The 13,221-nt window shown below is 59.1% G+C and carries 14 protein-coding genes; 5 read left to right on the forward strand and 9 right to left on the reverse strand.

What is annotated here, in order from left to right; translation table 11 throughout:
* Nucleotides 1-3: 3 nt before the first annotated feature.
* Genes TSACC_RS16620 through TSACC_RS16630 form a run of 3 tightly spaced genes read right to left on the reverse strand, consistent with a single transcriptional unit; the run spans nucleotide 4 to nucleotide 2,301 of the window.
* Nucleotides 4-936: a GDP-L-fucose synthase family protein gene (locus TSACC_RS16620; protein WP_075080345.1), complete on the reverse strand. Its 933-nt coding sequence runs from the start codon at nucleotides 934-936 to the stop codon at nucleotides 4-6.
* A gap of 49 nt (nucleotides 937-985) precedes the next feature.
* Nucleotides 986-1,384, reverse strand: coding sequence for a GNAT family N-acetyltransferase (locus TSACC_RS16625; protein ID WP_075080346.1), 399 nt, complete (start codon nucleotides 1,382-1,384; stop codon nucleotides 986-988).
* Nucleotides 1,381-2,301, reverse strand: a complete 921-nt coding sequence (locus TSACC_RS16630; protein WP_075080347.1) for a LysR substrate-binding domain-containing protein — start codon at nucleotides 2,299-2,301, stop codon at nucleotides 1,381-1,383. Before TSACC_RS16630 ends, TSACC_RS16625 begins: the two co-directional genes overlap by 4 nt.
* A gap of 87 nt (nucleotides 2,302-2,388) precedes the next feature.
* Between TSACC_RS16630 and TSACC_RS16635 the strand changes: the two genes are divergently transcribed.
* The gene (locus tag TSACC_RS16635) at nucleotides 2,389-3,141 is read left to right on the forward strand and encodes a pirin family protein (protein WP_084400553.1); all 753 of its coding nucleotides are present in this window, start codon (nucleotides 2,389-2,391) and stop codon (nucleotides 3,139-3,141) included.
* Nucleotides 3,142-3,226: 85 nt separating this feature from the next.
* Here TSACC_RS16635 and TSACC_RS16640 read toward each other — a convergent pair whose 3' ends face one another.
* On the reverse strand, nucleotides 3,227-3,574 hold the full coding sequence (locus tag TSACC_RS16640) for a hypothetical protein (protein ID WP_153811491.1): 348 nt from the start codon (nucleotides 3,572-3,574) through the stop codon (nucleotides 3,227-3,229).
* A gap of 201 nt (nucleotides 3,575-3,775) precedes the next feature.
* On the opposite strand from TSACC_RS16640, the gene TSACC_RS16645 reads away from it, so the two are divergent.
* A complete protein-coding gene (locus TSACC_RS16645; RefSeq protein WP_075080349.1) occupies nucleotides 3,776-4,567 on the forward strand; it encodes an Fpg/Nei family DNA glycosylase in 792 nt (263 codons plus the stop codon).
* A 38-nt stretch (nucleotides 4,568-4,605) separates the two neighbouring features.
* Here the strand turns inward: TSACC_RS16645 and TSACC_RS16650 are convergent, their stop codons facing one another.
* Nucleotides 4,606-5,373, reverse strand: a complete 768-nt coding sequence (locus TSACC_RS16650) for an NAD(P)H-dependent oxidoreductase (RefSeq protein WP_075080350.1) — start codon at nucleotides 5,371-5,373, stop codon at nucleotides 4,606-4,608.
* Between the two features lie 83 nt (nucleotides 5,374-5,456).
* On the opposite strand from TSACC_RS16650, the gene TSACC_RS16655 reads away from it, so the two are divergent.
* The 3 genes from TSACC_RS16655 to TSACC_RS16670 all read left to right on the forward strand — a co-directional run bounded on the left by TSACC_RS16655 (nucleotide 5,457) and on the right by TSACC_RS16670 (nucleotide 8,133).
* Nucleotides 5,457-5,849: a winged helix-turn-helix transcriptional regulator gene (locus TSACC_RS16655; protein WP_075080351.1), complete on the forward strand. Its 393-nt coding sequence runs from the start codon at nucleotides 5,457-5,459 to the stop codon at nucleotides 5,847-5,849.
* Between the two features lie 318 nt (nucleotides 5,850-6,167).
* Nucleotides 6,168-7,166 carry a CBS domain-containing anti-phage protein gene (locus TSACC_RS16665; RefSeq protein ID WP_075080353.1) on the forward strand — a complete coding sequence of 333 codons (999 nt, stop codon included), beginning with the start codon at nucleotides 6,168-6,170 and terminating at the stop codon, nucleotides 7,164-7,166.
* Between the two features lie 28 nt (nucleotides 7,167-7,194).
* The gene (locus TSACC_RS16670; RefSeq protein ID WP_075080354.1) at nucleotides 7,195-8,133 is read left to right on the forward strand and encodes a 5'-nucleotidase; all 939 of its coding nucleotides are present in this window, start codon (nucleotides 7,195-7,197) and stop codon (nucleotides 8,131-8,133) included.
* A 194-nt stretch (nucleotides 8,134-8,327) separates the two neighbouring features.
* On the opposite strand, the gene TSACC_RS16675 is transcribed toward TSACC_RS16670, so the two are convergent.
* The 4 genes from TSACC_RS16675 to rfbA all read right to left on the reverse strand — a co-directional run bounded on the left by TSACC_RS16675 (nucleotide 8,328) and on the right by rfbA (nucleotide 13,122).
* The gene (locus TSACC_RS16675) at nucleotides 8,328-10,787 is read right to left on the reverse strand and encodes a right-handed parallel beta-helix repeat-containing protein (RefSeq protein ID WP_075080355.1); all 2,460 of its coding nucleotides are present in this window, start codon (nucleotides 10,785-10,787) and stop codon (nucleotides 8,328-8,330) included.
* 135 nt (nucleotides 10,788-10,922) lie between these two features.
* On the reverse strand, nucleotides 10,923-11,423 hold the full coding sequence (locus TSACC_RS16680; RefSeq protein WP_075080356.1) for a hypothetical protein: 501 nt from the start codon (nucleotides 11,421-11,423) through the stop codon (nucleotides 10,923-10,925).
* Between the two features lie 167 nt (nucleotides 11,424-11,590).
* Nucleotides 11,591-12,055 (reverse strand): GNAT family N-acetyltransferase, encoded by a 465-nt coding sequence (locus TSACC_RS16685; protein WP_153811492.1) that lies wholly within the window; start codon nucleotides 12,053-12,055, stop codon nucleotides 11,591-11,593.
* Between the two features lie 203 nt (nucleotides 12,056-12,258).
* Complete coding sequence (gene rfbA / locus TSACC_RS16690) at nucleotides 12,259-13,122, reverse strand: glucose-1-phosphate thymidylyltransferase RfbA (RefSeq protein WP_075080358.1); 864 nt, start codon at nucleotides 13,120-13,122, stop codon at nucleotides 12,259-12,261.
* Between the last annotated feature and the right edge of the window lie 99 nt (nucleotides 13,123-13,221).

Consider the following 13,221-nt stretch of genomic DNA (forward strand, 5'->3'; position numbering starts at 1 on the left):
CGATTACCGCGAACCGTGTTGCAGATACCAGTCGTAGGCTCCGCGAATGCCCTCGCGCAGCGGAATGCGGGGCTTCCAGCCCATGGAAAGCAGCTTCGACATGTCGAGCAGCTTGCGGGGAGTGCCATCGGGTTTCGTCGTATCGAAGACCAGCTCGCCCTGGAACCCGAGCACGTCGCAGACCGTCTCGGCCAGTTCGCGGATGGTCACATCCTCGCCGCAACCGATGTTTACGATCTCCGGCTCGTTGTAATTCTCCAGCAGGAACAAACACGCCTCGGAGAGATCGTCGACGTGGAGGAATTCCCGCCGGGGCGAACCCGTGCCCCACACGACATACGACTTGTCGCCCCGCAACTTGGCCTCGTGGACCTTGCGGATCAGGGCGGGCAGCACGTGGGACGTGTGCAGGTCAAAGTTGTCATTCGGGCCGTAGAGATTCGTCGGCATGCCGGAGATGAAATTCTTCCCGTACTGCTTTGCGTAAGCCTGGCAGAGCTTGATGCCCGCGATCTTGGCCAGGGCATAGGCGTCGTTCGTTGGCTCGAGCGGACCGGAGAGCAGCGAATCCTCGGTGATCGGCTGCGTGGCCAGCTTGGGGTAAATACAGGAGCTGCCGAGAAAGAGCAGCTTATCGACGCCGAAGTCCGCCGCCGCCTCAATGATGTTGTTCTGGATCGTGATGTTCTGGAGCAGGAACTCCACCGGTTGCTCGCTGTTCGCAATGATGCCGCCGACCTTTGCCGCGGCGTCCACCACGAGGCGAGGGCGCTCGGTTTCAAAAAAGCTCCGCACCGCAGCACGATCCAGCAGGTCGAGTTCGGTGCGAGTCCGCGTAAGGATACGGGTATACCCCCCGCGCTCCAGGGCGCGTACGATGCCGCTTCCCACCATCCCCCGGTGGCCTGCCACGTAGACTGGTACGTCTTTACTCATGCAGCCTCCTAGTTATCCGTACAGATACGGATTGGCAATCGGGGTGTTGTCAGGATTTGTCCCGCACCCACGCGCGAGGGTGTCGCTGAAAGCCCACTCCGCCGTAGTACGTGTCGGCTTTCGGGGCGGCGAGGAGGATGATTTTGCAATGCGGTCCCAGTCGCTGCGCGGTGGCCTCGATGAGCTGCCTGCCGATGCCCTGTCGCTGGTACGCCTCATCGACCGCGAGGTCGGAAATATAGCAGCAGTAGGCAAAATCCGTCACCGACCGCGCGATGCCCACGAGCAACTCGCCATCCCACGCCGTCGCGAGGAGCGAGGCATTGGTCAGCATGGCGTCCAGCGTATCCTCGCGGTCGAGCGGACGTCGCTCGCCCAGGGTGGAACGCACCAGGACGTCGCGGAATTGCCCGACCGTGATCGTCTCCGTGGCGGAGTACCGGATCATGCAGCGGCGAGCTGGCGCGAGGCCGCCCGGGTGAGGCGCACAGCCACGCAGGCCTCGGCGAAGGCCAGCAGCTCCGGGCGGCAATCGTCCTTTCTCCGCACCAGGGCAGAAACCTCCGCAGGCACCGAGGGTTGCAGGGTCAGAAAGACAGCGTGCGGGTGCGGCAGATGATCCGCGTCGTCCGGCATGAGCGTCACGCCTTTGCCGGAGGAGACGAGCGCGATGGCGGCCGCGAGATTGTGCGCCTGCTGCTCGATGCAGGGAGCGAACCCTGCTCCCTCGCAGGCTTGGCGGATCGCCTCATTGCGCCCAGGAAAGGTCTGCTCGCAGAAGCCGATGAATTTTTCCTCCTCCAGCTCGGTGAGCTTCACCTTCTTGCGTAAGGCGTACTGGTGGTGATCCGAGACCACGGCGGCCAGCGGCGTGCGGTTCAGCTCGGTGACGTGAAATTCCTTCGCCACCTCGGGGCAGGGCTGGCCGACGAGGGCGATGTCGATCTTCGCATCGCGCAGAGCGGGAATCTGGTCGCCGGGCGAGAGTTCGATGAGATCGACAACCACATCGGGGTACGTCTCGCCAAAGGCCCTCAGGGCCGGCGTCACCACCACGGAGAGCATCGGCGCGATGTAGCCGACCACGATTTTCACCGGGGCGGGATTGCGAAAAGCCTGCAAACGGTCCACCGCCTCGCGGCTTCGGCGCAGAATGTCCCGCGCCTGGGGCAGGAAGGCCTCACCTGCGGGCGTAAGCCGGAGTCCGCCGGACTCGCGCACAAACAACTCCACGCCGAGCTCATCCTCCAGGTCGTGAATCTGCCGGCTGACGGCGGGTTGGGAAATGCGCAGCCGGGACGAGGCGCGGCTGATGTTCAGCTCCTCGGCCGCAGTGACGAAATAGCGCAGGTGGCGAAGTTCCATGCCGGTAAGGGACCGATAACCCAAAGTTATACTCTTTCCAACGACGAAGTATGAGCGCCCGCGCTGCAGCCATGCGACGCTCATTCCATGCAGACGACAACCTTCAAGACCAATCAAACCGCCAGCGGCGACGAAACCACGCCCCGCGTGACCAAGCTCGCCGCCGACCGGCGCGGTCGCACGAAGTTCGGCTGGCTCGACAGCCGCCACAGCTTTTCCTTTGGCGAATACTTCGACCCCGACCACATGGGCTACCGCTCGCTGCGCGTCATCAATGACGACATCGTCTCGCCCGGTGTAGGCTTCGGGATGCACCCGCACCGCGACGCCGAGATCTTCACCTACGTCATCTCCGGCGCGCTCCAGCACCGCGACAGCATGGGCAACCAGGGCGTCATCCGCCCCGGCAACCTGCAATACATGAGCGCAGGCGACGGCGTCCTGCACAGCGAGATGAACGCCTCGCCGTCCGAGGCCGTCCACTTCCTGCAAATCTGGCTGCGCCCGAATGAACACGGCGGCTCGCCGCGCTACTCCGAGCGCCCGCTCGGCGACGCGGCCCGGCCCGACGCGCTCACCCTGCTCTTCGCTCCCGAAGCCCGCGACGGCGCGGTGGCGATCCGCCAGGACGCCGAGATTTCCTTCGGCAAGCTCGGAGCAGGCAAAACCTTAAGCATCGACGTCCCGGAAGGTCGCGGCGTCTGGGTCCACCAGATCACCGGCGAACTCACCACCGCAGGCGAATGCCTCACTCCCGGCGACGCCGTCTCGATCGAAGGCGCCACGAAGCTCGACCTCACCGCCCGCCGCGACGCCGAGTTCCTCGTCTTCGTCCTGTAAGCAAAAACCTAAACTAAAGAAATCGCCGCCAGCAGCCGTACATTGGTTCGCTGGCGGCTTTGCGTTCGGTTCACTCGCCGAAAAATCAGCCGCGCGATTGGGTGACGATTTCGAGTTCCAATCCGCACTCCGCCACGAGACGAGCGAGCTTATTCGTTATCCGCAGCATCGAGTCTTCGATGGCAGCGACAGAAAGAAACAGTACGAACTCCGTGCACCCACCGGCCAGGCTGGCAAGCTTTGAGCGATTTGCCTCCAGCTCACGCCGAATCTGCTCAAGCTGGACATCCGCATCCCTGTCCGGCTCCACCGCAAGCTCCCAAACCCAGAGCCCAAGGTCCGCACGTACCAACTCAAAAAGTGGTGCCGCCTCCCGCTCATCGCGCACGCAGCGGACCAGCGCATTGTCGATGATCGTCCTATCCTGACTCACCCCCGGAGTAAAATCCGACGTCGCCGGGAAAGAAAGCCAAGACCCTCCCTTGAGACGCCACAAGCACTTGCAGCCCTTGGCGTTCTTTGCGTCCTTCTGTAAAACTCCTCTGCCTTCCCCTTCGTTTCCTTCGCTTCCTTTTGTTCAAATTCCTTCCGTTCCCCGATTGCACACCGCCCGCAGTGCGCCCACTGTATCCCCATGCCTGAACTCGCCGAGGTTGAATATTTCCGTAAGCAATGGGACGCCGGGATCGGCGGCAAAATCCTCCGCGTCGCCACGCACCCGAAGGCCCGCCTCTTTCGCGGCATCGACATGCCCACGATGGAGCAGACCCTCACCGGCGCAAAGCTCCTCGGCTCCGCCGCGCATGGGAAGCAGATGCTCTTTCGCTTCAGCACCGCCACGCTCGGCGTCCACCTCGGCATGACCGGCAAGCTCCACACCGCCGACCCCGACTTCGAGCCCGCCAAGCACGACCACCTCGTCCTTTACGAAAAATCCGTCGCGCTCATCTTCACCGACTTCCGCCTCTTTGGCCGCGTCCTGTTCAGTCCCGGCAAGGCGGACCCGGACTGGTGGACCGCCCTGCCTCCGCAAGTCACCGCTCCGGATTTTACCAAGGACGCCGTCGCCGCCTTCCTCGCCCGCCGCAAGCAGGCCCCGATCAAAGCCGTGCTCCTCATGCAGGAGCGCTTCCCCGGCATCGGCAACTGGATGGCCGACGAAATCCTCTGGCGCGCCCACCTCCTCCCCTCCCGCCGCAGCGGCACCCTCACCCCGGAGGAAACCACCATCCTCTGGAAAGAAACCCGCGAAGTCTCCCGTCAGGCCCTCAAAACGATCGGCGAACGCTGGGAAGACCCGCCGGACACCTGGCTCTTCCATCACCGCTGGGAAAAAGACCACGCCTGCCCCCGCTGCGGCCTCGACCTCCACCGCGCCCAAGTCGGCGGCCGCACCACCTGCTGGTGCGCCAAGTGCCAGCACTAGGCAGTCAATACATTCCGCGTTATTGCCCGGGAACAGCCCTATGCAATATGCGCGGGGAAACCGGTCACCCCGGGAGCCACATCATCCCTGAGCGTATGCCGGTCGGGAAAGTCTCCTCCGTTCTGTGAGCGAAAAGGGATGGGCTCGTCGGTGAAAAGCCCCTCGACGCGATGCTGCCAGCCTGCTTTGACCACCTCGATTTCCTCTGCGGTCTTAAGGTGGGCGGCTCCATATACGGCGTGAATCGGCAGGACAGCCATGCCGGGGTAAAAGAGCGCGCCGTGCGTCAGAGGGAAGAGAATGTGATCGAGCGGCCCATTGATCCCACGCGGGCCATAGTCCACCTCCGGACCGCCGAGCGTCACGGAGACAAGAGCCCTCTTTCCCTTCAGCATCCCGTCGCCGTACCGGAACCGGTTCGTGCCATCCTCAAATCCATAGCCAAACCCATAGGCGTAAACCCGCTCGATCCACCCCTTCAGAATCGCCGGGACACCAAACCACCACAGAGGAAATTGGAGGATCACCGCATCCGCCGATATAAGTTTTGCCTGTTCCGCGACGACATCGGCCGTCTGATTTCCGCTCGCGTAAGCATGCCCAGACTCCTCAATGAAGGACAGCCGCTCCGGGTTCGCCCGGACGGGAAAATCATCGGCGTCAAAGACCGCCTTCCATTTCATTCCATAAAGGTCCGAAAGCACGACGTCATGACCCTCTTTCTCAAGGGTCTCAACAGAGACTTGCACGAGCTGGCGGGTCAGCGATGTTGGCTCCGGATGCGCAAAGACGATCAATACCTGCATGCCGACATCCTACAAATCGGCGGGCGCAAAACTAGTCCCCACCTTTTTGTAACCTACCAACCAAAAGGTATAAATTTCAGAAAATGAACTACATCGATTGCCCGGTTACCCGCACTTTGAATGTAATGGGAGGCCGATGGAAACCTGTTCTGCTCCATTACCTGATGGAAAAACCGAGACGGGCTGGAGAACTGACGCGCCTCATTCCCCAAGCCAGCCCGAAGATGCTTACCCAACAACTCCGCGAACTCGAAACCGACAACATCGTCCATCGCAAGGTGTACCACCAGGTTCCGCCGAAGGTGGAATATTCGCTCACCGATTTCGGAGAGTCCCTCCGCCCGGTCATGGACGCGCTCTGCGCCTGGGGAAAGATTCACGCTTCCAAGGTGGAGGCGGCGGAGAAAAGCGCGGATACTTTGCGTCAAGTCACTGCCGGACATTGCCCCGCTCGGGAGTCCAGCCAGCTCCCATAACCGATAGCAGCGGCACCCTCACCCCGGAGGAAACCGCCACCCTCTGGAAAGAAACCCGCGAAGTCTCCCTCCAGGCCCTCAAAACGATCGGCGAACGCTGGGAAGACCCGCCGGACACCTGGCTCTTTAATCACCGCTGGGAAAAAGACCACTCCTGCCCCCGCTGCGGCCTCGATCTCCACCGCGCCCAAGTCGGCGGCAGAACCACCTGCTGGTGTGCAAAGTGCCAGCAATGAAATCAACCTTCTTGCAAACAATAGCTTAAATCTTCTTTATGAGGTACTGATATACGTAAATATACACACCAACTATCCCCCCATGTGCCAAATCGAGGAAAAGCTAAAAGACATATCGGACAGTCTAAAAAAAGGCACTGCACCTCAAAAAGAGACCGTCAGAACCTTCTTGTCGTGGTTTGGATCTGAGCGGAGAGGATGGCGAACCGTAACCTGGATAAGAGAAACGCTGAAAAAATACGACCTCATCACTTATCCAGATTTCGAATCTACTTACATAGACGAATATATTTCCTTTTTTATCTCCAAGGGAGACGAATCAACATACACTACGCCCACACTTTCTGACCCAACCTACAGAGTCGGTCGACTGCCTGCAGCAAACAATCGCCCGTCATCCGTCAAACCCGACAGCACCTTACAGCAAATCATTACGATAATGCTTACAAGCGACTACTCTCAAGTCCCAGTAATGACAAGCTCCCGAGATGTCAAAGGCATCGTGAGCTGGAAGACAATCGGCAGTCGGCTCGCTCTTAAAAAAACTTGCGCTTTCGCACGAGACTGCATGGAGCCCGCTCAAACGATATCCTCTGAGGCCTCGTTATTCTCTGCAATCTCAATAATTACAACATCCGATTACGTTCTCGTTCGCTCCAGTGATCATCAAATTTCAGGAATAATAACTGCGAGCGATTTTAACGAGCAATTCCAAATATTAGCGGAGCCGTTTATTTTGATTGGCGAAATTGAAAATGGAATACGTCGCATGCTGTATGGTAAATTTACTCTACCTGAACTAAAAATCGCAAAATCCCCAAGCGATGAACAGCGAGAGATTAACGGCATCTCCGATTTGACATTTGGCGAATACATTCACCTTCTTGAACAAGAAAAATATTGGAAAAAGCTAAACCTTGAAATAGATCGCTCCGAATTCGTCAAACAACTCGATAAAATCAGGCTGATTCGCAACGACGTAATGCACTTCGATCCTGATGGTTTAGATCAGACGGATCTCTGTTCATTGAGAGAGTTCGCACAATTTCTCCGCAGATTACGTGATGTCGGCGCAATGTAGTTTATAAAACTAAAACAACCCCACCGCAGTGGCTTACCCGATAGAGAAGAAACTAGTTATCGCCATCTCCAGCAGCGCAGTGTTCAACATGACCGATGCTGACCAAGTTTTTCGAGAACAAGGCGAAGAAACCTATCGAGAGCATCAGCGCACCCACCTAGATATTCCGTTTTCAAAAGGTGTCGCATTTCCCTTCATCAGAAGGTTACTACATTTAAATCAGGTTTTCAAAAAAGAACTGCCAGTTGAAGTTGTTGTATTGTCGAGAAACGACCCAGATTCTGGAAGGCGCTTTTTCGCAAGTTGTGAGCACTATAAACTCAATATCTCGCGAGGTGCATTTTTGTGCGGAAAAGATCCATACCCATACATTGAATCATTTAACGCCTCATTGTTCTTGAGCGCAAATGACAACGATGTTCGCGGAGCCCTAAATGCCGGAATGCCCGCTGGCCTTGTACTTCCAACGAAGGCGCCAGACACCCCAGACTCTGACGAGTTACGCGTGGCTTTTGACTTTGATGGAGTTCTCGCAGGCGATGAAGCAGAACAGGTATATCAAGAAAAGGGACTCGATCTGTTTCATAATGCGGAAGTAATAAACGCCAACAAGCCATTAAAGCCTGGCCCACTTCATGACCTTGCTAAAAAGCTATCGTATTGGCAAAAATTTGAAGCAAAAAGAAAAAAGGAAGATTCAAATTTTAGGCCACTACTTAGAGTTGCTATCGTCACCGCTAGAAACGCCCCAGCTCACGCGCGATTTGTAAGAACTCTGGAAGAGTGGGGGCTAACGGCAACGGAAACATTCTTTATGGGCGGGATTGATAAGAGCCGCGTACTCCGTGTCTTCAAACCCCATCTATTTCTTGATGACCAGATCTCTCACCTAAAAGGAGTTGCCGACGAGATCCCCTGCGTACACATCCCTTTCGGGATCGTTAATCGAAAACAAGCAACAAGCTAGATTTTCAAAGATGCCGGACCTGCACTTTGAATTGGCAAGCGTACCCCGCCAAGTGGGGATCATCATGATTCTCTACCACACCAACCACGGGCGGCAGGCTGCGGAGGTCTTCTTTTTCAATCGGGCCGGGCTCGTCTGTCGCGCGGCGGCGCATTACACCGACTTGGTGAATTGACCGCTCCGCTACCCTTCCCCTACGGCGTCTCCAGGCGGTTCGAGCCGGGGGCGAGGTTGGTGACGGTGGAAGGGTTGAAGACGATGCCGACGGGATTGGGCGGGGTGAGGACGTTTCGCCAGGTGTTGCCGCCGAGGGCGAGGTCGTCGGAGAGGATGGCCTGCAGTGCTCCCGCGAAGGGCGTGACGTTGGCCAGGGCCTGATTGTACTCGATGCGGCTGTTTTTCACGATGACGTTGCTCGTCGAGGTCAGCGAGATGGCGGGGCCGGGGGAATTGTAGAATTTGTTGTTATCAAAGGTGAGGTTGGTAAACAGCGGCACGTCCGCCGGACCCCACGGGATCGTCGCCCCGACATAGACCACGGCTCCGGCCCAGCGCCCGATCTGGTTCGTGTTCTCAAAGGTGTTGTTGCTCACCAGGACATTCGACGCACCGCGCCCCTCCATGTACGCCGTGTCAACGATCTCCGTGGTGATCTGGATGCTCGTCGCCGAGACATTGCGGAAGTAAGTCGAGTCGATCGTCGCGTTCTTCGCCGAGAGCAGTACGCCGCGACCATTCGTGTACATGATCGTATTGGCCGCGATGCGCACGTTCTTTGTCTCAAACCGCGTATTGTTGGCAATCGAGAGCGGTGACAGGCTGGACGGCACGGGGCTGGCGAAGGTGACGACCATCGTCGTATTGACGTGTTCCGGATCACCATTCGGGCTGCTGTAGGTGGGCGTGCCCGTGACGGTCAGTTCCACTCCGGCAGGCGTGTAGTCGGAGTTGTAAAACCGGATGACATCGCCGCTCTTCACTCGCAGCTGATGCCTCGGGCAGTTGCGGAATTGCAGCTGGTTGCCCGTGCCGGGATTCACCAGCCCGCCCTGCCAGCAGTTGTCATGCAGATTGATCGCATCGTCGCCGAGCCCGGTGAAGGCGCACCCCTGGATGGCGATGTCGCCCTTCGACTCGCCGGAGTGAATGCCATCCGCCCCGGTGATGAGCGGCTGCCGGGAACCCGCGCGCCGCAGGAATTTGCAGTTCGTCCACTTCAGGTGATGGCTCTCCTCGGTGTTCAGCCATCCCATGCCGGGCACGCCGTAAAAGTTCACCGTGTCGAAGAGCACATGCGACGACGACGCGAGCTTGAAGCCGATCATCTCGTAGTACAGGTGTTTGATGCAATAGCTCGTGCCGACCGTGAGCGAAAGCGGATTAGTGAATACCGCAGTGATCTGGTTCGCGCTGGCCGTGAGCGCAGGCTGCGGCGTGTCCTTGAGCAGGAAGAAGTCCGGGCTGTTGCGATACAGGTACGTCGTATCCATGGGATGCATGGAATGCCAGAAAGCCTGCGCCGTCCGCAGCGTCTGCGCCGCATCCTGATCGTCAAACTGAAGCACCGCCGTCTTCTTGTCCGAGGAAAGGCTCACCAGCCGCCCGAGGCTGGCGATGGGCTTGTAGTCGGAGTTCCAGTCGATATTGAGATTCTTCACTACGAGCCGGTTGCATGCATTCACCATGAAGTGCGCGCCGTTGTAGAGCTTCTGAAAGATGAATGTCGCGCCCTGCCCGTCGATGGTCAGGTCATTCGTGCTGTCGATATTGAGCTGCGCGTTGGACTCAAAGCGATACGTCCCCGGCGGGATCGCGAGCTTCTTGGTTCCCGCCGTGTTTTTCGCCGTGGTGAGCCAGGTCTGGAGCTTGGTCGAGTTGGCCGCCGCCACCGCCGAGGTCACAGGCGTCGCGCCATCGGCCACGAGATCGGACGCCGTGAGCACCGTCACCGTGCCAGACGCCGGAGGCGAGATGGTAATGGCGGGCGACCCCGTGGCCGCACTCACCCCCGCTGGCAGCACCGAGGTCGCCGCGCCATTCAGGACCGCTGGCTCCCGCGTCAGGTCCCAGCCCTCCTTGATCACGAGGCTGTCGATGATGATGGTCCCCGTGCGCTTGCAGCCAAAATAGAAATGCCAGGTGCCACCGGCCACCGGCGGAAACTCGATGGGAAACTCGATGCGCCGCGGCCCGTCCGCGCTCTCGGAGACAAACCTCTGCCACTGCTCCGGCACACCCGCCATCGCGCGGCCATTCACATCGAGGCACCGCGCGAACATCCAGAAGTACTGCGGGAGCACCGTCGCCGTCACCACCTCAAAATCCAGCACCGCGCGAAACTGGTTCGTCGCCGTCGTGAGATACGAGCGAGGCACATCGAGGAAGTAATTCCACTCGTTCACGCTCGGCTCCGTGATTTGCAGGCTCTGCCCCGTGCCGTCCGATCCCGTCACCCAGTCGGTGGTGAAATTGTAGTTCTGTGGATTGTCATGCTGCCGCTGGTAAAGCAGCGCCGTATTCCACGTCCAGTCCGCTGCCAGCGCCGGGGAGGCTCCCACGCTGAGGCTGACGAGTAGACCGAGCAAGGCTGCGGATCGGGACAATGCAAGACGCGACAAGGCCGGGACCGCGCCTGCGGCGAGGGATGTTTTCATGGTTCCGGGGAGAGAGGATGAAATCTGGAGGTGAAAATCTAATCCGGATGTGATTTATACGGGAAACGCCGCATCTGTCAATGGGATTGAAACGTCACAGCGCGGATGCCGACAGCCTGACGCCGCTGCCAGACTTCATTCGCGGGCTCCCTGGGGCGCGATATCGCTCTGGAAGATCTGGAGCACATAGGCGAAATCCGACGGTCGCACCGTGCTCATTCCGAGCAGCAAAAACCGCCCCTCGCGCAAGGCGAATGTCCGCTGCAGCAGCTCCGCGGGATCGAAGCGAATGTAGCTATAGACGGAGGACTCCTCGCTCGATACGACGAAATGGATGGTTTTGTCGGGATGACCTTTCTTTTGCGTGAGGAGCAGGAGATTCACCGCAGACGCCCTTTTCGGCAAAGGCAGGTCCGACACCTTGCCCTGTGCCTGAGCTTCGATCCAGACCCAGTTCGCGCGATCAAAGGTGACGCGATACTTCTCCACCTCGTAATCCGCCTCCTTCAGATCCATCTCGCGAAAGATCCGGATATCATCCTTCGCCACCGGCACAGGGAAATACCCCACAGCGCCCTGTCCGGTCAGGCAGGACGTCACAAGCAGGACACAGGCCAGCGCGATCTGTCGAATCACTCAGCCAGCATGGGATTTTTCCCAAAAGCGCGCAACATCGGGGAATTTGCCCGGCGCAAGTTCACCCGCTCATTCCACAAAACGAACCGGTGGCTTTCCTCCATCATCGGAGGCGGCGAACTGAAGCATCACCGGAAAAACCGGGAGCCTTCAGCGCCAGCCCGGACCTAAGAGTGAATCACAGCTTCGGGTGCCGCGATACCTCCCAGCCCGGAAGGCTCATCATTCCGATGCGCCAGCGCCACCATCTCCCGGCGATAAACGCGGAAGCCGTTGGCGCGGAAGACCTGCTGCTCATCCACAAAGGGCATCGCGTAAACCGGCTGGCCGGAAAAATGAGTCAATACAGCCCGGAGGAGCAGACCGCCGATCGCCTCGCGGTCGTACTCGGGATGACAAATCAAGCTGTCGATGAAGACCGTGCCCAGCCCATTCGAGATGGCGCTGGCATAACCGACGAGAAGGTGCTGCGAGGTACGCACATGAGCCGCGAAATCGACCGCCGCAAAATGCCCCGCCAGGCGCTCCCCGGTAAAGTCACCGGCGTCGCCCCATAGGTTCAGCGCAGCAAGCTGTCCAAATTCCCATGGCTCGATGTTTCGGTCGGTGTGAAGGGAGTAGATTTGGTCCATGGGCGGAATGGTGATCGGATACAGACTCTTGCCGAACAGGGTTCCAAGAGCAATCCAGAGCCCTTCTGGACCAACCCGTCTTGTCTTTGATCCCTTCCTGCAAAGCCGAAATTCCAAGCGCTTCGCGGAAGGGTACGTATCCCCGAGACTCTCGACCGCGCCACCATCGTTCATCGAACGACCGGTGGCTCCCTTCACACTCCCTAAAAAACCAGCCCTTCCAGATACGCCCGGTAGGAGTTCCTTGGCAGGGAGTCGATGAGCTTCGCAAAGCCCGCGTCGTCGATGAAGCCGCGATAGCGGGCGATCTCCTCCAGGCAGGCGACTTTCACGCCCTGGCGATGCTCCAACGTCGCGATGTAGTTGCTCGCCTCCATGAGGCTGTCGGGTGTGCCGGTATCGAGCCAGGCGACACCCCGGCCGAGAGGCTCGACGTAGAGCTGGCCACGGCTCATGTAGGCGCGGTTCACGTCGGTGATCTCCAGCTCGCCGCGCGGGGACGGCTTGAGGGAACGGGTCACGTCGACGATCTGGTTGTCGTAAACGTAGAAGCCCGGCACGGCGTAGTTGCTCCGGGGTTGTTTTGGCTTTTCCTCGATGGAGATGGCGCGGCCGTCGGCATCAAACTCGATCACACCGTAACGCTCCGGGTCCTTTACCGGACAGGCGCAGATCGACGCCCCCTCCGTGCGGGCCAGCGCAGCGCGCACGAAGTCGAGCTTCCCGTGGAAAATATTGTCGCCGAGGATGAGCGCGGCTCCGTCGCCCGCGAGGAAGGACTCGCCAAGCAGGAACGCCTGTGCGATGCCATCGGGCTTTGCCTGCTCCACGTACTCGATGTGCAAGCCGAGCCGCGAGCCGTCGCCAAAGAGCATCTGAAACATCGGCAGGTCCTTCGGAGTGGAGATGATCAGGATATCCCGGATGCCGCCCAGCATGAGGACGGAGAGCGGGTAGTAGATCATCGGCTTGTCGTAAATGGGCAGGAGCTGCTTGCAGACGATGCGGGTGAGGGGATCGAGCCGGGTGCCTGAGCCTCCGGCGAGAATGATGCCTTTGCGAGCCATGGAACCCACAGAATAAGAGGACCTTGCCCCCAAGGGGGAGAGAAAATTCACGATCTGCGCATCGCCGTTGCGAGCGGCGGCGTATCCGTCTACCGTATG

It is taken from the genome of Terrimicrobium sacchariphilum (assembly GCF_001613545.1).
Lineage (GTDB): Bacteria > Verrucomicrobiota > Verrucomicrobiia > Chthoniobacterales > Terrimicrobiaceae > Terrimicrobium > Terrimicrobium sacchariphilum.

Excerpts from the sequence above, each read along its gene's own strand:
- TSACC_RS16645 (WP_075080349.1), top strand. The coding sequence starts at position 3,776 with ATGCCTGAACTCGCCGAGGTTGAATATTTCCGTAAGCAATGGGACGCC.
- TSACC_RS16635 (WP_084400553.1), top strand. The coding sequence starts at position 2,389 with ATGCAGACGACAACCTTCAAGACCAATCAAACCGCCAGCGGCGACGAA.
- TSACC_RS16650 (WP_075080350.1), bottom strand. The coding sequence starts at position 5,373 with ATGCAGGTATTGATCGTCTTTGCGCATCCGGAGCCAACATCGCTGACC.
- TSACC_RS16685 (WP_153811492.1), bottom strand. The coding sequence starts at position 12,055 with ATGGACCAAATCTACTCCCTTCACACCGACCGAAACATCGAGCCATGG.
- TSACC_RS16675 (WP_075080355.1), bottom strand. The coding sequence starts at position 10,787 with ATGAAAACATCCCTCGCCGCAGGCGCGGTCCCGGCCTTGTCGCGTCTT.
- TSACC_RS16625 (WP_075080346.1), bottom strand. The coding sequence starts at position 1,384 with ATGATCCGGTACTCCGCCACGGAGACGATCACGGTCGGGCAATTCCGC.
- TSACC_RS16630 (WP_075080347.1), bottom strand. The coding sequence starts at position 2,301 with ATGGAACTTCGCCACCTGCGCTATTTCGTCACTGCGGCCGAGGAGCTG.
- TSACC_RS16655 (WP_075080351.1), top strand. The coding sequence starts at position 5,457 with ATGAACTACATCGATTGCCCGGTTACCCGCACTTTGAATGTAATGGGA.
- TSACC_RS16665 (WP_075080353.1), top strand. The coding sequence starts at position 6,168 with ATGTGCCAAATCGAGGAAAAGCTAAAAGACATATCGGACAGTCTAAAA.
- rfbA (WP_075080358.1), bottom strand. The coding sequence starts at position 13,122 with ATGGCTCGCAAAGGCATCATTCTCGCCGGAGGCTCAGGCACCCGGCTC.
- TSACC_RS16620 (WP_075080345.1), bottom strand. The coding sequence starts at position 936 with ATGAGTAAAGACGTACCAGTCTACGTGGCAGGCCACCGGGGGATGGTG.